The 19,582-nt window shown below is 69.4% G+C and carries 20 protein-coding genes; 9 read left to right on the forward strand and 11 right to left on the reverse strand.

The genetic code is table 11. The features are described from left to right. Positions 1–101 precede the first annotated feature (101 nt). The 5 genes from TCUR_RS00225 to TCUR_RS24455 all read right to left on the reverse strand — a co-directional run bounded on the left by TCUR_RS00225 (position 102) and on the right by TCUR_RS24455 (position 2,338). Positions 102–836 carry a GntR family transcriptional regulator gene (locus TCUR_RS00225; RefSeq protein WP_012850438.1) on the reverse strand — a complete coding sequence of 245 codons (735 nt, stop codon included), beginning with the start codon at positions 834–836 and terminating at the stop codon, positions 102–104. Positions 837–969: 133 nt separating this feature from the next. Then, positions 970–1,392 (reverse strand): hypothetical protein, encoded by a 423-nt coding sequence (locus TCUR_RS00230; protein ID WP_148232873.1) that lies wholly within the window; start codon positions 1,390–1,392, stop codon positions 970–972. A 4-nt stretch (positions 1,393–1,396) separates the two neighbouring features. Beyond that, entirely contained in the window at positions 1,397–1,702 is a 306-nt protein-coding gene (locus TCUR_RS00235) for a hypothetical protein (RefSeq protein ID WP_012850440.1), read from the reverse strand. Continuing rightward, the gene (locus TCUR_RS00240; RefSeq protein WP_148232874.1) at positions 1,699–1,962 is read right to left on the reverse strand and encodes a hypothetical protein; all 264 of its coding nucleotides are present in this window, start codon (positions 1,960–1,962) and stop codon (positions 1,699–1,701) included. Before TCUR_RS00240 ends, TCUR_RS00235 begins: the two co-directional genes overlap by 4 nt. An 85-nt stretch (positions 1,963–2,047) precedes the next feature. Next, positions 2,048–2,338 carry an immunoglobulin domain-containing protein gene (locus TCUR_RS24455; protein ID WP_052305353.1) on the reverse strand — a complete coding sequence of 97 codons (291 nt, stop codon included), beginning with the start codon at positions 2,336–2,338 and terminating at the stop codon, positions 2,048–2,050. A 448-nt stretch (positions 2,339–2,786) separates the two neighbouring features. Here TCUR_RS24455 and TCUR_RS00250 point away from each other — a divergent pair, with 448 nt between their 5' ends. The 4 genes from TCUR_RS00250 (at position 2,787) to TCUR_RS00265 (ending at position 8,622) form a co-directional block, all read left to right on the forward strand. Beyond that, positions 2,787–3,566 (forward strand): aminotransferase class IV family protein, encoded by a 780-nt coding sequence (locus tag TCUR_RS00250; protein ID WP_012850443.1) that lies wholly within the window; start codon positions 2,787–2,789, stop codon positions 3,564–3,566. Between the two features lie 36 nt (positions 3,567–3,602). Beyond that, on the forward strand, positions 3,603–4,577 hold the full coding sequence (locus TCUR_RS00255) for an SUMF1/EgtB/PvdO family nonheme iron enzyme (RefSeq protein WP_217265431.1): 975 nt from the start codon (positions 3,603–3,605) through the stop codon (positions 4,575–4,577). A gap of 1,859 nt (positions 4,578–6,436) precedes the next feature. Beyond that, complete coding sequence (locus TCUR_RS00260) at positions 6,437–7,150, forward strand: nucleotidyltransferase domain-containing protein (protein ID WP_012850445.1); 714 nt, start codon at positions 6,437–6,439, stop codon at positions 7,148–7,150. Positions 7,151–7,236: 86 nt separating this feature from the next. Then, a complete protein-coding gene (locus TCUR_RS00265) occupies positions 7,237–8,622 on the forward strand; it encodes a sulfatase family protein (RefSeq protein WP_012850446.1) in 1,386 nt (461 codons plus the stop codon). A gap of 105 nt (positions 8,623–8,727) precedes the next feature. Here the strand turns inward: TCUR_RS00265 and TCUR_RS00270 are convergent, their stop codons facing one another. Together TCUR_RS00270 and TCUR_RS00275 are read right to left on the reverse strand one after the other, a co-directional pair. Beyond that, on the reverse strand, positions 8,728–9,486 hold the full coding sequence (locus TCUR_RS00270) for an acyltransferase (protein ID WP_052305354.1): 759 nt from the start codon (positions 9,484–9,486) through the stop codon (positions 8,728–8,730). Positions 9,487–10,010: 524 nt separating this feature from the next. Next, positions 10,011–10,433 (reverse strand): hypothetical protein, encoded by a 423-nt coding sequence (locus tag TCUR_RS00275; RefSeq protein ID WP_012850448.1) that lies wholly within the window; start codon positions 10,431–10,433, stop codon positions 10,011–10,013. A gap of 245 nt (positions 10,434–10,678) precedes the next feature. Between TCUR_RS00275 and TCUR_RS00280 the strand changes: the two genes are divergently transcribed. Together TCUR_RS00280 and TCUR_RS00285 are read left to right on the forward strand one after the other, a co-directional pair. Then, a complete protein-coding gene (locus TCUR_RS00280; protein ID WP_012850449.1) occupies positions 10,679–11,209 on the forward strand; it encodes a peptidylprolyl isomerase in 531 nt (176 codons plus the stop codon). Between the two features lie 48 nt (positions 11,210–11,257). Then, on the forward strand, positions 11,258–12,166 hold the full coding sequence (locus tag TCUR_RS00285; RefSeq protein WP_012850450.1) for a rhomboid family intramembrane serine protease: 909 nt from the start codon (positions 11,258–11,260) through the stop codon (positions 12,164–12,166). Between the two features lie 147 nt (positions 12,167–12,313). Here TCUR_RS00285 and TCUR_RS00290 read toward each other — a convergent pair whose 3' ends face one another. Then, a complete protein-coding gene (locus tag TCUR_RS00290) occupies positions 12,314–12,571 on the reverse strand; it encodes a cell division protein CrgA (RefSeq protein ID WP_012850451.1) in 258 nt (85 codons plus the stop codon). A 342-nt stretch (positions 12,572–12,913) separates the two neighbouring features. Here TCUR_RS00290 and TCUR_RS00295 point away from each other — a divergent pair, with 342 nt between their 5' ends. The 3 genes from TCUR_RS00295 to TCUR_RS00305 are packed head-to-tail and all read left to right on the forward strand — an operon-like array spanning position 12,914 to position 14,354. Beyond that, entirely contained in the window at positions 12,914–13,537 is a 624-nt protein-coding gene (locus tag TCUR_RS00295; protein WP_281055226.1) for a class E sortase, read from the forward strand. A gap of 24 nt (positions 13,538–13,561) precedes the next feature. Then, positions 13,562–13,771 carry a hypothetical protein gene (locus TCUR_RS00300; RefSeq protein WP_012850453.1) on the forward strand — a complete coding sequence of 70 codons (210 nt, stop codon included), beginning with the start codon at positions 13,562–13,564 and terminating at the stop codon, positions 13,769–13,771. After that, positions 13,761–14,354: an anthranilate synthase component II gene (locus TCUR_RS00305; protein WP_012850454.1), complete on the forward strand. Its 594-nt coding sequence runs from the start codon at positions 13,761–13,763 to the stop codon at positions 14,352–14,354. Before TCUR_RS00300 ends, TCUR_RS00305 begins: the two co-directional genes overlap by 11 nt. A gap of 233 nt (positions 14,355–14,587) precedes the next feature. Here the strand turns inward: TCUR_RS00305 and pknB are convergent, their stop codons facing one another. Genes pknB through TCUR_RS00320 form a run of 3 tightly spaced genes read right to left on the reverse strand, consistent with a single transcriptional unit; the run spans position 14,588 to position 19,555 of the window. Continuing rightward, the gene (gene pknB, locus TCUR_RS00310) at positions 14,588–16,435 is read right to left on the reverse strand and encodes a Stk1 family PASTA domain-containing Ser/Thr kinase (RefSeq protein ID WP_052305355.1); all 1,848 of its coding nucleotides are present in this window, start codon (positions 16,433–16,435) and stop codon (positions 14,588–14,590) included. Positions 16,436–16,466: 31 nt separating this feature from the next. After that, positions 16,467–18,083: a serine/threonine-protein kinase gene (locus tag TCUR_RS24460; protein ID WP_012850456.1), complete on the reverse strand. Its 1,617-nt coding sequence runs from the start codon at positions 18,081–18,083 to the stop codon at positions 16,467–16,469. Continuing rightward, the gene (locus tag TCUR_RS00320; RefSeq protein ID WP_052305356.1) at positions 18,080–19,555 is read right to left on the reverse strand and encodes a penicillin-binding transpeptidase domain-containing protein; all 1,476 of its coding nucleotides are present in this window, start codon (positions 19,553–19,555) and stop codon (positions 18,080–18,082) included. Before TCUR_RS00320 ends, TCUR_RS24460 begins: the two co-directional genes overlap by 4 nt. Positions 19,556–19,582: the final 27 nt, after the last annotated feature.

The raw sequence follows: 19,582 nt of genomic DNA on the forward strand, positions 1-19,582 counted from the left end.
CCGTATGTCCACTCGTCCGATCAAGTGGACTACTGTCAGCATAGGTGACCAACTCATGCGGACAAGTGGTGGAGTAGGTGACCTAGATCACATTGGAGTGATCAGTCGGGGACGCTGTAGACGTCTTCCAGCTCATGGAGCGTGCCGGGCATGACGACCTCGACCGCGAACAGCGCCGCATCGGTGGCATCATGCGCGGTCGCCAGGATCGACAAGACCGGATCAGAGGAACCGACCTGGAGCAACGTCGGCTCGTCGGCATCAGGCAGGCGAGCGGTGAGCCGTTCGGCGATGTGGTCGATGCGCAACTGCCTGACAGAGCGCAGGTGCGCGCGGACACCGACCGGCAGCGGTGAGTCCGATCCAAGATCGGTGCCGTAGGCCAGTTCCGGCGGAAACCAGCAGGTCACCAACTCGGAGGGCACACCGTCCCGCGTGCTCACCCAGCGCCGCATGACCAGCGAGGCGCCCTCGCCCAGACCCAGCACGGCCACCACGGGCGAGGGTGCCGGCACCGTGCCCACCTGGACGAGACTCACGCCGTCGCGGGTCTCTGGTTGGTCGAGCACCGCCAGGCCGGGCCGGGTGACCTCACGTTCGGATGCAGGCCGCCCCTTCACGAACGAGCCCCGCCCGTGCTCACGGACGATCCACCCGTCCTGTTGGAGCATCTGCAACGCCCGGACCACGGTGGTACGTCCGACCGCGAACTCTCGCACGAGCTGCGATTCCGAGGGCAGCATCGAGCCGGGCGGGTACTGGCCCTCCTCGATCCGCCGCCGCAACTCCAGCACGACACGCGCGTACTTGGGAGGCTCGAAATCCAGACTCGGCATGGCGACCACCTGACGACTTGGGTACATGAGCGCACAAGCGCCTACGGCACTCTAACGCCCCCCGCCCCAGCCCGTCACCCCCGACCCCAGCCCTGACCAGGACTTTCAATCAGCCCACGAGGGGAAGAGGTCATCAATCCGTCTCACGGCACAGGGCCAGGCAGACCGTCACATGCAGATGGACCAGCGCCATCGCCGGGGCGAGCGGCGCATCCGCCGGAGGCGGTGACCACGCGGCACCCGGAGGGGTGCGCATGACCTCGGCCATCCACTCCCGAAATCCGCGATCGGAGCAAAACCCGGTGTGCTCTGCGGCGATGTCGTCCGGGGACCGGCCGGTCAACCGCGCCAGCTCCCACACCCCGCCTTGCACCGTGGCCGCCAGCATCCCCAAGAACCGCAACTGACCGTGCCGACGAGACAACTTGACGGCCAACCGTTCCACCTCAAGGAACGCCTGTTCGCTGACCCGGCCCCCCTCGGAGTCGCCGTAGGGGAGGCGCAACCCCGCATCCAGCAGCCGACGAACATCACGTGCCGCACTGGCCCGCCCCACCACCTCACCCCGTTCCCATGCTGCCGTGCCCTCGATGGTGCTGGGAGCCGTACACCGGCCAGAACCCCAGTGCCCCGCGGATCTGCATGCGCAGGTCGTCCGGTTCGGGTGATTCGAGCATGCGCCAGCCGCCGGGGCCGGGCACCATCGCCCGCCACAGGCCGGAGGCCAGCCCGTACCAGATCGTGATGTTGGGGAACTCGTCGCCGAACTCCCGTCGCGTCAGCCGCCAGACCGCTTCCAACTGGTCGGCGCGTACGGCGGGAACCCAACGGCCCGCCTCGTCCGTCGCTGCTGCTGCCCCGCTCACGCCGGTTCCCTCCAGGGGTCAGTGACGATTGCGCGCGCTACGCCCTCGGGGTCATCGGCCGGGCCGATGGTCCGCCCGTCGCTCCAGACGAACCACCATTCGCCGTCGGTGAAGTCACAGGCGATGTCCTCCGGCGGCCGGACCGAATGCGGGTAGATGACCCGCAGCACCACCGGGCCGTGCCAAGCCCGCACCAGCGAAGCGCCGAACCCGTCGCCGTCCTTTTCCAGACAGAGGCGCAGGGCCTCCAGGTGGGTCACACGCGGGTCAGACGCCGACCCCTCAGCGCCCGCCACCACATGCAGGTCAACGCCATGCAGCGCCGCGCGGCGAGCGTGCCTGCCGCTACGCCCCGGCATCGGGCACCGCCAGGCCCTTGACCGCCACGACCGCCTCATGCAGGCGCGCGTCATCGGCCGGAGCGATCATCACGCCGTTCGCCGATCGGAACCACAGCTCACCGCCGCAGTCGTCCCGGACCTGGCAGCGCACCTGCACCAGCACCCCCGGCCCGCCGGAGACCACCAGCAGCGGATCGGACTCCGCCAGCTCCACCGCGAACCCATGCGCCCGCAGCGCTTGCGCCAACGCCCACAACCGCACCCGCTGCAAGTCCCGCTCCCGAGGGGCATCCATCGCCCGCCCCGCACCACGCATGAACCCATCACCTCCTGGCCGCTCCAACAGCACGCCAAGCACGCACCTCGACCACCGATCAGCGATCCGATCCCGGCGACCGAGGCAGCCGGCCGCCTCCGTAAACCCCGCAGGCTCCTCACGCCGCCCGCGTCGCCCGTGGAGGGCTGCACTTCAAACAAGGCGTACGTGCCAGCCCAGGCCCCGACCGCTCATCCCGCCGCCCGACCAACACCGCCCGGCGAGGATGAAGCCACTTCCAGCCACGCCCACCGCAGGACGTGCACTCCCTTACGGAACGCTCACCCCTCATACCTCTAGGCTTCCGAGGCACCGAGCGAGTTCCCATGTCTCACCCCCGCCTCAGCGCTGAACTTTGACTGCACTTCGGTTAGATCACCCGCCCTCCGCGGGCTCACTGATCAGCCGCAATGTCAGACTTGAGTGCATGGCGGAACTCGACGGCGCACCTGTCGCCCCCGAAGCGCTCCAGGCCCTAGGGCTGATCAACTATGGTCACTTCACGTCCATGCGCGTCGATGACCAGCACGTACGCGGACTCTCGCACCACCTTGACCGACTGGTTCGTGATTGCCGAGAAGTGTTCGATGCCGACCTGAACCGTGACAAAGTGCGCGAATACATCCGGCGCGCGATCAGAGACAAGCCCGGATCGTTCGTGGTCCGGGTCACCGTCTTCGACCCGGACCTAGAGCTGGGACGCCCCGGAGCAACGGCCGAACCTCGCATCCTGGTCACCACGCGTCCGGCCGGAGCCTGGCCGCCGCCCCCGATGCGCGTCCAGTCAGCCAGCTATCGCCGCGATCTGCCCCACGTTAAACACATCGGTCTCTTCGGCCAATTGTGGTGCCGCCGGAACGCCCAGCTCAACGGGTTCGATGACGCCCTGTTCATCGACAGCTCATCCTTTGTCACCGAAGGTGCGACGTGGAACATCGGTTTCTACGACGGTGACCGCGTCATCTGGCCGAGCGCCGATGTCCTGCCAGGCGTGACCATGCGACTGATCACCCAAGTTCACGAGCAGACCATCACGGCTCCGGTCAACCTTCGCGATGTGCCCAGCATGGAAGCCGCGTTCGCTACCAACACCACCGTAGGCGTTCGCCCGATCACCGCAATCGACAACGTGCAACTACCGGCCGAGCATCCCATCTTCGAGACACTCCGCAAGGAATACGAAGAGATCCCGCCAGAGCGCATCTGACGGTCAGCGATCCCCTAAAACCCTCCAGGAGAATTATTGCCCATCACCATCAAACTCTGGTCAGGCCGTGAAGCGCGAGCCCTCCGCGAGGCAAAGCGGATGAGCATCCGTGATTTCGCTGCACATCTGGGCGTCAGTGAGCGCATGGTTTCCAAGTGGGAGAAAGAAGCGGAGAACATCCATCCTCGGCCGGTGAACCAACAGGCCCTCGACTCATCCCTAGCGGCTTCCACCCCGGAAGAACAAGAGCGGTTCGCCGCATTGGTCGGCGAAACGGTCCAGCACACCCCCGCCGCCGTACCCGACACCCAGGCCAGTGCACCACCAGGCGAACCGCTCCCGCTGAACGAACCACACCAAGTCCGCCACCCCATCGACGGGAAGCTAATGACCCTGGTCGATGCTGGTGTCTTCCTGGCGGGAGAGAAGGACGAGCCCGTTTACCTGCCCGCGTTCTATATTGACGTTTTCCCCACCACGAACGCCGACTACGCCCGTTTCGTCGCAGCAACCGGCCACCCTGCTCCCCAGCACTGGAAAGACAACAGCCCGCCGGACAACCTGCTAGACCACCCCGTGGTGTTCGTCACCTGGCACGACGCCACCGCATACGCCCAGTGGACCGCCAAGGCTCTACCCACCAGCCAACAATGGGAGAAGGCCGCCCGAGGCACCAGAGGTGACACCTATCCTTGGGGTAGCCAGCTCACCCCCGCGAAATGTAACGTCCGCGAAAGCGGAATCCGTACCACCACCCCCGTCAACCGCTACCACAGCGGCGTAAGCCCATATGGCGTCTACGACATGTGCGGCAACGTCTGGGAGTGGTGCTCCACCCAGTCCGAGCCGGGCCGCTACGAACTCAAGGGCAGCGCCTTCACCAGCCCGTTCAAACGCTGCACGCCTGCGAACTTCAACGATGCCTCCGCCGACATGCTTGACGATGACACCGGCTTCCGCTGCGTCACCCCCGCCGAAACCATGCGCGCCCTCCTGAAGATGAACAGCTAGCGGCCCCCGCAATCGTTGCCGAATTCAGCTTTTTGAGATCAAGGCGGCGGCGCTGCGCGCCGCCGCTGCGGCCCGCCGGCCACGCCGCCCGGCGCGTGCGGCGTGGGCGCCGGTCCCCGGGCGGCGAACCGCCGGGCCGCACACGACGACATCGCTACGTCATGCCTCCCGACCTACTCGCGCTTCGGCTGTGCATCGGTTCCCCGGGGTACAGTGACGGCCTCCGAGTAGACACCGAAGGTGACCATGGCCGCGGAACTGGCCCCGGAGTTGAAGCATGCGCTGAGGCACTTGCGCAAAGTCCGTTCACGACGACCGTGTGAGTCCGAGGGCTTGGCGGCATTTGCGGACTGGCGTGAGGAGATGGCCGGGGCTCTGGAGTTGCTTGCCCGCCATCTCCTCTACGAGGAGGACCGTGCGCAGGCCGCAGCAGAGGCCGCCCAGGCGCGAAGCGAAGCCGCGCAGATCCGAGCGCAGGCCAGACCTTAGAACGGTGCCTCCGGCGGGGGCACTCCGGCTCCGAGAAGCCCAGGCGTACCCGTGACGGTGGTCTGTGGTGACGGTGGAAGCCTGGTCTGCCCGCCTACCGCCGTCCCAGGCACAGCCGAGCAGACCAGGGCCAGGCCGCGAAGGTCGTTCGTCCAGTGGGGCGCTCCACCTTCACGGCCTGGCCCTGGCCCGCTCCCCGGAGGGTGGGACGACGGCAGACGGGAAGACCAGGCAGGGTGAGCCGTGCCGCGAAGCGCGGCGAACAGCCAGATCAGAGGCCCGCCGTCGTGCCATTAGCGTGCCATTAGGGGTGGTGATCAGGGGGCAATCACGGTCACTTGCGGATCATGGGGTGCGCTGGTCAGAGGGGGGATCGGGGGTGATCTCCGCGGATTTGCAAGCCAGGTGTCAGGGGTTCGAATCCCCTAGGCTCCACCCAGCCGAAAGCCCAGGTCAAAGCCTCATGCTCCGCCTGGGCTTTGATCGTTTGAGGGGGCTTGCCGGCGTGTGCGCCCGGTGCATGCCCGATCGGGTACGGCGTGCGGTGATCGCGTTGGGCTCGTCCGGCGCATGCGGGGTGGGCGCCGGTCGCCGGGCGGTCGCAAGACGTCGGCTATGTGATCATCTAGCGGTGAGCTACGACCTGCCGTATGGGAGGGCGAACGCCCTGAAAGCGACGAGCAGGCCCTCCGAATCCATAAGGCCTTGTACAACAAGTACATCGCCAGTCGCGTCGACATCCCGCCGACGCCTTTGATCGCCGGTTCGTCCGGCTCCTGTTGCAGCGCTGGCCCGAGCTGAGCGAGGACGAGAACACGCCGTGGTCGACGGCGCCGCTCATCAACGAGGCCTGCGGTCCCTACATCTATTTCCCGTGTCGCTCAGCCGAGCCGGTGAGGCGTCCGCCTACGCGGCCGAAGTCGCGGCACGGCTGGGTCTGGTCTGCTTCGACGTGCAGTCGTGTCGGCTCTGCTGACGCCGGGCCCTTGACCGGACCCCTCATGGTCTGAGGCAGAGGAGCTGCGGTTTTTTCAGGGAATTGAAGCGGGGGACTGCGCCGTGCCGTCTTTCCGGTGCGCCCGGCCGCTTCCGGTGGACGCCCTTCGTCCCCGGTGGTGACGGCGTGGTCCTTCACAGATCGCTCCTGTGCCGTCCTTCTCCTGTCTTCGCGAGTGCTCAGGCGCCGGCTTGCGGGCCGGTGCCGCTTCTCGGCGGCAGCGGTCGCTGGGGAAACCTCCCCTGCATCCGGACGCCCGAAGCGGCCGGGCGCATGGCAAGGATGTAAATCGCTGGAACATGTGTCCCGCGCCGTGCGAACGTTGAGAAGCGGTGGGTTCTGGGCGCCCGGGAATGATCTGAAGAGGAAGGGCATGACCGACACGCTGCTGCTGACGGGAGTGGTCGGGTCCACCGCCTACGGCCTGGCCGGGGCCGATTCCGACGTGGACGTGCTCGGCGTGTACGCGGCCCCCACCACGGTGTTCCACGGGTTGCACCCGCCCACCGAGAGGACGGCCACGAAGGTGAGCACCGACCCGGACCGCACCCTTCATGAGGCCGGCAAGTTCGCCAGGCTGTGCCTGTCGGGCAACCCCACGGTGACCGAGCTGCTGTGGCTGCCGGAGGAGCTGTACCAGGTCCGCACGCCGCTGGGGGAGGAGCTGATCGGCATCCGCACGGCGTTCTTGAGCGCGCCGCGCGTCCGTGACGCCTACCTGGGGTATGCCACCCGGCAGTTCCGGAGGCTGGAAGCCCGGGGGGACGGGTCGTTCAGCGCCGACACCCGCAAGCGGGTGGCCAAGCACGCCCGGCACCTGGCCCGTCTCGTCCACCAGGGGCTGGAGCTGTACCGCAGTGGGCGCCTCACCGTCCGGCTCGCCGACCCCGAGTGGTACCTGGACTTCGGGGCACGGGTCGCCGCCGGGGATTTGGATGTGGCACGGGCGCTGATGGCCCGGGGGGAGGCCGACTACGCCGCCGCGCGCACCGTGCTGCCGGAGCGGCCCGACGAGGATGCCGTCGAGCGGTGGCTGCTGAGGGTCCGCGCCGCCCACTACACGCACCCGTGCTGCAAGGGGGATTGAGGTGACGTCCCGGACGGCGAGCGCACTTTCCCTGACAGGCGGCCTCCAATAGATTACTCTCTGTGATTTCAGGGAGTGGGGAGCGTGTGTCCGGGACGTTCCCGTTGACGCGGCGCAGGGTGCTGCTGTCCGGGGCGGTGGCCGCCACGGTGGCGGGGATCTGCGGCGGGACGTCCCGTCCGGTGTCGGGCCGGGGGCGGCCCAACGTGCTGCTGCTGGTCACCGACGATCAGCCGTTGCACACCGAGTGGGCCATGCCGGTTCTGCGCGACATGATCAAACGGAGCGGTGTGCGTTTCACCCGCGCCTATGCCACGACGCCGCTGTGCGGGCCGTCCCGTGCCTCGATCCTGTCGGGGCGGTACGCCCATAACCACGGGGTGCTGCAGAACGGCCGTCCCGAGCGGCTGGATCAGAGCACCGTCCTGCCCCGCTACCTGCGGGAGGCCGGGTACCGCACCGCGATGTTCGGCAAGTACCTCAACGGCTGGGACGTCCACCAGGCTCCGCCGCACTTTGACGAGTACGCCCTCATGCACCCGCCCAAGTACGGCGAGACCTGGTGGAACGTCAACGGGAAGGTGAGCAGGAAGCGCGCCTACAGCACCTCCCTCATCAGGGACCACGCCGTGCGGTTCCTGCGGCGGCACCGCGCGAGCGGACGCCCGTGGTTCCTGTACCTGACTCCCTACGCCCCCCACGCGCCGTTCACCCCTGAGGCGCGGTATGCGAATCTGAGCGTCCCTTCATGGCGCGGCAACCCCGCCGTCGCCGAGTCGGATAAGCGGGACAAGCCGTTCTATATTCGGCGGTCCGACCCCGATCTTCACCGTGCCCGCCGCATCCGCGCCGGTCAGCTGCGCACCTTACGCTCCGTGGACGACCTGCTCGGCGCGGTGCGGGACGAGCTGCGCGCCCAGCGCCGGCTGGACGACACGCTCATCATCGTCATCAGCGACAACGGCTACTGCTGGGGGGATCACGGCTGGCACGCCAAGAGCGTCCCCTACTCCCCCGCGGTCCGCATCCCGCTGTACCTGTCGTGGCCGGCCGGCGGGCTCGGCAGGGGCGCCACCGACGACCGGCTGGTGGCCAACATCGACATCATGCCCACGATCTTGGACGCGGCGGGCATCGATCCCGGCGCCGCGAGACTGGACGGCCGGTCGCTGCTGCGTCCCGGGGAACGCGACCGGCTGCTGTTGGAATGGTGGAAGAGGGGCCCGGGGCAGGCCGGGCATAGCTGGGCGGCCACGGTCACGCGGGACTACCAGTACATCGAGCACTACGACACCATCTTGCGCCGGGGCAGGCCGGTGGGGTCGGGAGCGGTGGTGCATCGCGAGTACTACGACTTGCGCAAGGACCCGCACCAGCTCACCAACCTGCTGCACCGCACGGGGTCCGGCGTGGCGCGGCGGCTGGACGTGGCGGGTCTGTCCGCCCGCCTGGCGGCCGACCGGAGGGCCTGACCGCGAACCGCCGTCCCGCATCCGCGCGAGTTCCGCTTCGGGGCGTGCCCGGACCCGCTGAAGCGGTCGCCGGACGAGTCGTTCCCGCAAGGGCCGCGGCCGGGCTCAGCCGGCGGCCTCCTCGCGGAGCTTGTCCTGGAGGATCTGCATGTCCTCCTCGGCGGCGCCGGTGGCGAGCTGGGACAGCTCCTGCAGCGAGACCACGGAGGAGCGCTGGCGCAGCGGCGGGACCCAGCCCTTGTCCGGGTCGTGGCGGCGGAGGATCTTGGCGGGGACGCCGCCGATGACGCAGTGGTCGGGGAACTCGCCGCGGACCACCGCGCCGCCGGCCACCGCCACGTTCCGGCCCAGCTTGGTGCCGGGCAGGATGATCGCGCCGGTGCCGATCCAGCAGCCGTCCCCGATGACCACCGGTTTGTTCTCGGGCCACTGGCGTCCGATCGGGGTGTCCAGGTCGCTGTAGCTGTGGTTCTGGTCGGTGATGTAGACGTTCGGCCCGGTGAAGACGTCGTTGCCGATCTCGATGGACTGGTGGCCGACGATGTAGGTGCCGCGGCCCAGCGAGCAGCTGTTGCCGATCTTGACGATGATGTCCGGGCCCAGGTCCAGACCGGGGACGAACCCGGCGGAGATGGTCACATGGGTGCCGATCAGGGTGTGGTCCCCGATGGAGATCCACCGCTCGCCGTAGATGGCGCCGGTGGGGAATCCGATGCAGGCGCCTTCGCCGAAGTAGGCGAAGCGGTACCGGCCCGGGGTGGACGGGGTGATCTCACCCTGCCGTTGAATCCATTCCCAGCCGCGGTGCACGGCCGCGTGGAGGCAACGGCGGACCCCCGAGGCCAGAACGTGTTTCAGCGACATGCGGCACACGCTACCCGCTGGTAAACCCTCGCAGGAAAGTACCCCCATTGACAAATCCGGAGCTTCCGGATGCCAAAACTCTCAGTGGCCGCCCGCCACGGGGGTTCTCACCGCGGCAGGGGCACGCCGGTGTGCCGCTTCCGCCGGTTGAGGAGGGCAGTGACGCGATGACGCACGCCCGCCGGCGGGCGTGCGGGTCTTCTCCACGCGGGCTTCACCGGTCAGAGGGGCGGCCCGGCCGGTGAACCTTGTCGGCGCGTCGGGGACGGGGACTTCAGCGGTGTCCGGTGCCGTGCCGTTGTCCGGGCTGCTCGCCTTAATCCGCGGAGATGGCGTGGCGGAAGGGCGCGCCGCCGGGCGGTCGTGCCGTTCAACACCTGGCCCCGGGGCATCGGGGACGGGAGCCCAGGCGGTGTCCGAGGCCATGACGTTGCAGGTCACAGCACCTCTTTGACCCCGAGGCCCCCGTCCTCCCAGCGGGAAGGTCGTGTTGAGAGGGTTCAGCGGAGCCGCGGCGGCATGGGCTAAGGCGTCGTCGTCGGCTCCGGCATCCGCTCGCCCAGGGTGTGCGCTGCGGAGCGCCGGGATGCGAGGGCCCCGGCGGCCCCCGCCGCCGCGATCATGCCCAGCATCACCAAAGCGGCGTTACGGGCGCGGTTCGCCGGTTTCGGGGGTTCGAGCCGGTGGGCGGTGTCGGCCAGCATCGCGCTCAGCCGGGGCGCCAGGTCCCGCTCCACATAGCCGGCCGCGCGTTCCAGGCGGGGGGCGCTCCAGCCGCGCGCCTCCAGCAGCCGCTCGGCGGCGAACTCGCGGGAGTGCCGCATCGCCGGGCCGAGCCGGACGGCCGCGGTCACCGCGCCCTGCCGGGCCGCCTCCTGCATCCGGCGCAGCGGGGATGCGTCGACTTCGACCTGCGGTCTGCGGCGGACTGATATCAAAGGGGACACGCTACCCTCCCTGTCTGCGAGGTACCGCCCAGCACCCTTCCCGCAGGGCGCCGGGTAAACCACGCCTGTGGGATGATGCGATCACGCACCGTAAGGCAGATACCGGCCCGAGCCCTGGGTAGGAACGGGCGGGTCATGAAACCGGGGTCCGGCCGGACGGGGCGGGACGCCCGGTGGGACCCGACCCGCAGGGCCCGTCTCTCCCACCGCGGCGGGCGCCCAGAACGTTAAGGAGGCGGCCTTTCATGGCTGAAGAGCTCATCGCGACCCTGAACACCACCTTCGGGCCGATCTCGCTGCGGCTCTTCCCCGAGCACGCGCCCAAGACGGTGGCGAACTTCGTGGGGCTGGCGGAGGGCACACGGCAGTGGACCGACCCGCGGACCGGCCGTCCCTCCAACGCGCCGCTCTACAACGGGACGATCTTCCACCGGGTGATCGACGGGTTCATGATCCAGGGCGGCGACCCGCTGGGCACCGGCACCGGCGGCCCCGGTTACCGGTTCGAGGACGAGGTGGACTCGGGGCTGAAGTTCGACCGCCCCTACCTGCTGGCGATGGCCAACGCCGGGCCCAACACCAACGGCTCGCAGTTCTTCATCACCTTGACGGTGGAGCAGACCGCGCACCTGACCGGCGCGCACACCATCTTCGGGGAGGTCATCTCCGGGCACGACGTGGTGGACCGGATCGGCAAGGCCCCCACTGGCCCGCGCAACCGTCCGCTGCAGGACATTACGATCGAATCGGTGACGATCGAGCGTCGCCAGTCGTAAGTCAAGGGTGTGAACGGCACGTCCGCACCCGTGCGAGGAGCATGAGCGGTGGACGCACAAGCCCCTGGGGCGCCCGCGGAGGCGCCGACCTGCTACCGCCACCCGGGCCGGGAGACCTACGTCCGCTGCACGCGGTGCGACCGGTACATCTGCCCGGACTGCATGCGCGACGCCGCGGTGGGCCACCAGTGCGTGGAGTGCGTCCAGGAGGGCAGCCGGACCGTGCGCCGGCCGCGCACGGTCTTCGGCGGTCAGATCCCGGCGACCCCCGTGGTCACCTACACCCTGATCGCGCTGAACGTGCTGGTGTACCTGGCGCAGCTGTCCTCATCGCGGATCGTGTACGACTTCGCGATGGTGGGGGTGCGGTTCGACCCCTACGGCGAGATGCACGGGGTGGCCGACGGTGAGTGGTACCGGCTGATCACCGCGGCCTTCCTGCACTCCCAGCCCGGCGGCGGCTCCTTCGGCGTCACCCACATCCTGTTCAACATGTGGGCGCTGTGGGTGATCGGCCCGCAGCTGGAGCAGGTGCTGGGGCGCTGGCGGTTCACCTCGCTGTACCTGCTGTCGGCGCTCGGCGGCTCGGTGCTGCTGTACCTGGTCGACCCGACCGGCGCCGCGGTGGGCGCCTCCGGGGCGATCTTCGGCCTGTTCGGCGCGTTCTTCGTGATCGCCAAGCGGCTGAACGCCCCGGCCGGGGGCATCGTGTTCCTGCTGGTGCTCAACCTGGTGATCACCTTCACCGTGCCGGGGATCTCCTGGGAGGGGCACATCGGCGGGCTGCTGACCGGCGGGCTGCTGACCGCCGTGTACGCCTACCTTCCGCGCGTCCAGGGGAGCGATCACCAGCGTCGCACCGTGATTCACGCGGTGGCCGTCGCCGCCCTGCTGGCCCTGTTCATCGCGCTGGTCGCGGTCAAGACGTCCGAGCTCACCGGGCTGCTTTCCTTCTGAGCGGCCCGGCGTCCCGGGCACGGTGAAGTCTCCACGGCACGGGTGTGGAAGTCGTGTCCACACCCTGTGGATAACTTTCGTGGATTGGGACGGGCCGAAGATGGGTAAAGATTCAACCCCTTGAATTCGCCGAAACCGGCCGGGGCGTCAACGCCAGCGAGTGGACAAGATGACGCCCAGGATGATGGAGCCGAACCCGATCCCCAGGTTCCAGTTCCCCAGGTCGCTCATCAGCGGCACGTCCGTGGCGGTGCTGGCCGTCACGTAGAAGGTGGCGATCCACACCAGCCCCGCCAGCCACAAAAAGAGCATGGTCGGCACCAGCCAGCGCGGGCTGACGGCGGCCTTCTGCGACCGCTGCGGCGGGGTGTAGACGGCCTTCTTGCGCACTTTCGACTTGGGCACGGTGGCTCGTTCTCCTCACGGCGGACGGCACGCGGCGCGATGGTCCGCGCATGGCTGTTTCGTCGGATAGCGTAGCCGCTGGTGAGCAGCGTACGGCCTGACGGCCGATGGGGCGAGACCCCGGCGGGCGAACGCGCGCAGGCCGCCCTCATCGCAGCCGGCCCATGTGCCCGGTCACGGCCGGAACGCCCCGCGGCGCGGTTGCGGCACAGTGGATCTTTTTCGACACTCGTTTCGGGCCGGCCCCTCCAGCGGGCCGGTGCGCCGCGCAGGCGAAAAGAATCGGTACGGACCTAGCCGGGACGAGTCGAGGACGGAACACTGCGAGTCATCATCCGCGGCCTGGGCGAGCTGTGCATCACCGCCGGGCTGATCCTGCTGCTGTTCGTGACCTACCAGCTGTGGGGCACCGACCGGTACACCCGCCAGCAGCAGGACCGGCTCAACAAGGAGCTGCTGCGGTCCTGGAACGCCCCCGACGAGAAGATCACCACCGAGAAGGTCAAGCTCGGCGGCGGGCTGGCACTGCTGCGCATCCCCCGGCTGGGGAGCAAGTACCGGTATGTGATCGTCGAGGGCGTCGAACCCGAGGACCTGCGCAAGGGCCCCGGCCACTACCCGGGCAGCGCGATGCCCGGCCAGATCGGCAACTTCGTGGTCTCCGGCCACCGCACCACCTACTCGGCCCCCTTCAACCGCATCGACCAGCTGCGCCGCGGCGACCGCATCCTCATCGACACCCGCCGCAAGCAGTACGTCTACAAGGTCACCGGCCACCGCATCGTCAAGCCCACCGCCGTCGAGGTGACCGCGCCCGTGCCGTTCCACCCCGGCCGCAAGCCCACCAAATCGCTGATCACTCTCACCACGTGCCATCCCAAGTACTCCGACGCCAAGCGCCTCATCGTCTTCGGGGAACTGGCCGAGCAGCGTTCCCGCCGGGTCGCGGCCCCGGCCGGGCGGTAACCTCCCATCGGGATAGGAGGTCCCGTGTACGGATGGATCTGGCGGCACCTGCCGGGGCGGGGACCGGTCCGCGCACTGATCGCCGCGGGGCTGGTGGCGGTGGCCGTGCTGCTGCTGTGGTACGTCGTCTTCCCCTGGGCCGAGTCGAAGGTCCGCTTCGATGAGAACACCGTCGAAGGCGGCTCCGTCGGCACTCCCGGCCCGGCCCCGGCCCGGACGGCCGATGAGCGCTGACGGCCCCCGCGTGCTGGTCGTGGACAATCACGACAGCTTCGTGTTCAACATCGTCCAGTACCTGCTGGAACTGGGCGCCGACTGCGTGGTCAAGGACCGCTCGGATGTGACGGTGGACGACGCCGCCGGCGTGCACGGCGTGCTGCTGAGCCCCGGCCCCGGCCATCCCGCCGACACCGGCGTCTGCCTGGAACTGGTGAAGGACGCCGAGCGGCGGCGCCTGCCGCTGCTGGGGGTCTGCCTGGGGCACCAGATCATCGGCCATGTCTACGGGGCCGCGGTCCATCGGGCGCCCGAACTCGTCCACGGCTACACCAGCCCCATCGAGCACGACGGCGAAGGGGTCCTGGCGGGCCTGCCGAGCCCGTTCCAGGCCACCCGCTACCACTCGCTGGCGGTGGACCCGGCCTCCGTCCCCCGCGCCCTGAAGGTCACCGCACGCACCCCCGACGGGGTGGTCATGGGACTGCGCCACCGCGACCGCCCCATCGAGGGCGTGCAGTTCCACCCGGAGTCCGTGCTGTCCGAATGCGGCCACCGCCTGCTGGCCAACTGGCTCGCCACCTGCGCTTTCGTGCCCTGAGGGGCGCGTCCGCCAGGCATTGCGAGGATTTTTCAAAAAAATCGGCCGATGTCTGTAACGACCGGCCCGTGAGAGGCGAATCACTCGATGAGGGCCTCCGCCATTGCCCCCGAGTGGCGGAGGCCCTCCTTCGTTTCCCGGCTCCACCCCCGTAACGGGCGGCGCCCCGGCCTCAGCGAAGAGACCGGGGCGCCGAAAGCCGTCAGGGCCGACCGGCCCTCCGGCGGTGCGGATCAGCCGCCACCGCCACCGCCGCCGCCCGGCGGGCCATGATCGTCGCCGGGATCGCCGCCATCGGGGTTCTGCACCACCAGGATGATCACCGTGGTGCCCGGCAGGACCTCACGCCCCGGCTCCAGGCTCTGCTGGACGACCGTGCCCACCTGCTGGTCGGGCGACCGCTGCGGCACCACCTGCACCTGCACCCGCAGCCCGGCCGCGCGCAGCGTGTTGACCGCGTCGGCCTCGGTCTGGCCCACCACGTTCGGCACCCGGACGTTCTCCGGGCCGGACGAGACGATCATGGTGATCGTGGAGCCCTTGGGGGCCTGCGTTCCGGCGGCCGGCGAGGTCTGGATGACCATGCCCTCCTGGACCTCGGAAGAGGGCGAAGAACGCTGGGTGACCTTGAAACCGCTCGCCTCCAGCACCTGCCGGGCGGCGTCGGCCGGCTGGCCGGTGACGTCCGGGACCGCGACCTGCTCGGGCGGCTCGGGGCCCTTGGAGACCACCAGCGAGACCTCGCTGCCGCGCTCGACGCTCTCCCCGGGGGCCGGATCGGTGCTGATCACACGGCCCCGGCGGACCGTGTCGCTGTACTCCTCCTCCACCGAGCCGACTTTCAGCCCGGCCTCCTCCAGCTCCTCCTCGGCGTCCTGCCGCCGCTCGTTGCGGACATCCGGCACCTCGACCATCTGCACGGACGCCGAAGGGCTGGCGGTCGCCCCGCCCTTGCCGCCGCCGCTGGACAAGGCGTAGCCGATGAGCGCGGCACCACCGATGAACAGCGCCACGACCAGCGCCCAGATGGCTATCTTCTTGCCGTTGCGGCCGGACGGCTCGGGGTCCTCATAATTCACCGGGGGCAGCTCGTAACCGGTGTTCACCGGGTGCTGCATCCGGGTGTGCGGAGGCACCCCGCCGGGGCCCGCCGGGCCGCCGGGGACCGGGCTCATCACCCGGGTGCCCTGCGGGGCGGCCCCGCCCATCACCATGGTGGACGCCGCGGGCGCCGACACCGGCATGCCCTGCAGGGCCCGCTGGATGTCGGCGCGGAACTCCGCCGCGCTCTGGTAGCGGAGGTTGGGGTCCTTGGCCATCGCCTTCATGACGATGTTGTCGCACCACTGCGGGATGGCCGGGTCCAGCTGGGACGGCGGGACCGGCTCCTCCCGGACATGCTGGTAGGCGATCGCCACGGGGGAGTCCCCGGTGAACGGGGGACGGCCGGTCAGCAGCTCATACAGCACGCAGCCGGTGGAGTACAGGTCGCTGCGGGCGTCCACCCGCTCGCCGCGGGCCTGCTCCGGCGACAGGTACTGGGCGGTACCGATGACCTGCGCGGTCTGCGTCATGGTGGCGGCCGAGTCGGCCATCGCCCGGGCGATGCCGAAGTCCATCACCTTGACCTCGTGATTGCGGGTGAGCATCACGTTGGCCGGTTTGATGTCCCGGTGGATGATCCCGCCGCGATGGCTGTAGTCCAAAGCCCGCAGGATGCCGTCGGTGATCTCCAGCGCCCGTTCGGGAACCAGCCGCCCGCCCTCGCGGAGCAGGTCGCGCAGGGTGTTCCCCTCGACGTACTCCATCACGATGTAGGGGATGGAGGTATCGCCCACCTGGTCTTCGCCGGTGTCGTAGACCGCGATCACCGAAGGGTGGTTCAGCGAGGCCGCCGACTGCGCCTCCCGGCTGAAACGGGCCTGGAAGACCGGGTCGCGAGCCAGGTCGGAACGGAGGGTCTTGACCGCGACGACCCGGTCCAGCCGCAGGTCCTTGGCACGGTAGACCTCGGCCATGCCGCCACGCCCGACCACTGTCTCGAGCTGGTAGCGGCCACCGAGTAGCCGAGGCTGAGTCATGTCGAATGCACTTTCCCTCGTACGTCTACGCCTACTCCGAACCTAGCCCGTCACCCGTCGTCGGCTCCTCCGGCTCCGGCTCCGGTTCCGGTGGCGGCTCCACCGGTGGTGATGGATCGGGTGAGTTGCCACTCTCCGAAGGGGTCGGCGACGGGCCTTGGGGGGTTGGACTGCCTGTTGTCGGAGAAGGCCTGGGCCTCCCCGTAGAGGACGCGCTGGGCGTCGGAGTCGTTGACGCGGTGAAGTTGTTGCCTGGAGGTCTGGGACCGGGCCAGGCGGGCAGGCTCGGCGTGCCCGTTGGCGATGGTACCCGGCTGGGAACCAGTGAGGACGGCTCGGGGACCACCGATGGAACACGATCCCTGGTCTCCTCGATGCCGGCCGACGGGCCCCGTGACAGCGATCCGGCGGCCACCGCGCCGAGCGCCAGCACCCCGGCGGTCACCGAGGCGATCGCCACCACGGTGCGCCGTTGCACCCTCACCTTCGTGCCCGCGAACGCGACCCGGGATCCCGCGGCGGCGGAGAAGCCCGCCGGGTGCACTCCCGTGAGGGTATCCGCCGTCTCCCCGTCCTCCAACTCCGACCACGTGGCCAGGCCGCCGCTCGGCCGCAGCGCGTCCACGGCGGATCCCCGGACGGTGGCCGGTTCCATGCCGGCCGCCTCGTCCAGCAGGCGGGTGCGCGCCACTTCGGACGTTCCGTCACGGACGTCGCCGTAGCCGTCGTCGAACGCGTCATCGAACGGGTCGCCGAAGCGGTGGGCGGGCAAGGACGCGCCGGAGCCCGCGAGCAGGTCGCGAAACGAGCTTTCCACCGGCTCGCCGGCCTGCAGCGCATCGTGGATCCGGAACGCCTCGTCCGCCACGGCCTGGGCGCTGGGCGGCCGGTCCTCCGGATTCTTGGCCAGCAGGACGCGCACCAGCGTCCGCACCGCCTCCGGGATCTCCTCCGGCAGCTCCGGAGGCGCCTCCCGCACATGCTTGAGGGCGATGGCGACCGGCTGCTCGGCGTCGAAGGGCGGCCGCCCGGTCAGGCATTCGTACGCCACCACCCCCAGGGAGTACAGGTCGGTGGCGAAGGTGATGGGCTGGCCCGAGGCCTGCTCGGGAGAGACGTAGTGAGCGGTGCCCATCACCATGCCGGTCTGGGTGAGGGTGGCGACGTTGAGGCCGCGGGCGATGCCGAAGTCGGTGATCTTCACGACCCCGCTCGGGGTCATCATCAGGTTGCCGGGCTTGACGTCGCGGTGGATGATCCCGGCGCTGTGGGCCACCTGCAGCGCCCGGGCCGCCTGGGCCACCACGTCCAGGGTGGTCTCCACCCCCAGCGCGCCCTGGCGGGCCAGGATCCGCGACAGCGACTCCCCCGACACCAGCTCCATCACCAGGTAGGCCAGGTCGTCGTGCTCGCCGTAGTCGTAGACCTGGGCGATGCCGCTGTGCTGGAGGGCCGCCGCATAGCGGGCCTCGGCGCGGAACCGGGCCCGCGCCTGCTCGTTGCCCACATGTTCCTGGCGCAGCAGCTTAACCGCGACGGGACGGCTGAGCAGCTCGTCGCTGGCCTCCCAGACCTCGCCCATGCCTCCGGTGGCCAGCCGCCGCAGCAGCCGGTACCGGGAGTCCAGGACGAGGTCGGCCGTGGTCACTTGCGGAGAACCTCCCGCATGACGCTGACCGCGATCGGCCCGGCGGCCTGCCCGCCGGAGCCGAGGCCCTGGGTGAACACCGCGAAGGCGTACCGCGGTTCCTGTGCCGGGGCGAAGCCGACGAACCAGCGGTTGTTGTACTCGACGCCGTCGATGTCGGCCGTGCCGGTCTTGCCGGCCACATCGCCCAGGCCCTGGGCGGTGCCGGTGCGGGTCACCTCGCGCATCATGTCGGCCAGCTGGTCGGCGGTGTCCTTGGAGATCGGCCGGGCGTACACCTCCGGCTCGGCCTCCTCGATGACGCTCTGGTCGGCGGCCCGCACCCGCTGCACCAGGTACGGCTTCATGATCTTGCCGCCGTTGGCCGCGGCCGCCGCGATCATCGCCATGTGCAGCGGGGTGGCGCGGTTGTCGCCCTGCCCGATGGAGGCCAGCGCGGTCTTGTCGTCACCGGCGTCGGGGAAGGAGCTCTCCACGGTCGGCATGTCCGGCTCGACCGGGATCTTCTTGCTGAACCCGAACTCCTCGGCCAGCTTCAGCACCCCCTCGGTGCGCAGCCGCTCCACGCCGAGGATCGCGTAGGTGGTGTTGCAGGACTCGGCGAAGGTGAGGATCAGCGGGGCCTGGCCGGAGCCGCCGCAGGCGCCGCCCTCGTGGCTGTTGGGCATCTGGGTCCTGGTGCCGGGCAGCGTGTAGGTCGACGGCGCGGGCACGGTGCTGCTTTTGTTCAGGCCCTGCTCCAGCGCGCCGGCGGCGATCAGCGTCTTGAAGGACGACCCCGGGGAGAAGGTGTCCTCCATCGCGTTGTTGATCAGCGGCTTGAGCCGCCGGTTGCGCTCGTTGACCTGGCCGTCCTTGTTGGGCTTGCCGTCCAGCTCGTTCAGCCGCTCGGCGCCCTTGAGCCCGGTCTGCGGGGCGACCTCGTTGGGGTCGTAGGAGGGGTAGCTGGCCATGACCACGATCGCCCCGGTCTTGACGTCCATCACCACGATCGCGCCGCGCAGGTTCGGGTTGGCCCGGCTGAGCTGCCGGTAGGCCTCGCGCTGGGCGTCGGGGATGATCGTGGTCTCCACGTCGGCGCCGATCGCCGGCCGGCCGATGAACTGGTCGAACCAGCGCTGGTTGGTGATGCGCTTGTCCCGGCCGTCCAGCAGCGAGTGGTAGGCGCGCTCGATCCCCTTGGCACCCCCGTTGAAGTAGCCGGTGATCGGCGCGAAGACCTCGCCGTCCTTGTAGGTGCGGGCGTAGTTCTCGCTGTCCTCCCGCTTGGAGGAGGAGACCAGCACCTCGCCCCCGGCCAGGATCTTGCCGCGCGGGCGCTTGAAGACGTCCAGGTACTGCCGGTTGTTGAGCGGGTGGGTCTGCAGCTTCTCGGCCTGGCTGCCCTGGATGTAGTTGACCTGCACCATCAGGGCGCCGATCAGCAGCAGGGCGAAGACCGTGACCTGCCGCAGCGGCTTGTCCATGTTCATGCTCGCGAACCCCCGATCGCCGGCAGC

Source organism: Thermomonospora curvata DSM 43183 (assembly GCF_000024385.1).
In the GTDB taxonomy this organism is placed as follows: domain Bacteria; phylum Actinomycetota; class Actinomycetes; order Streptosporangiales; family Streptosporangiaceae; genus Thermomonospora; species Thermomonospora curvata.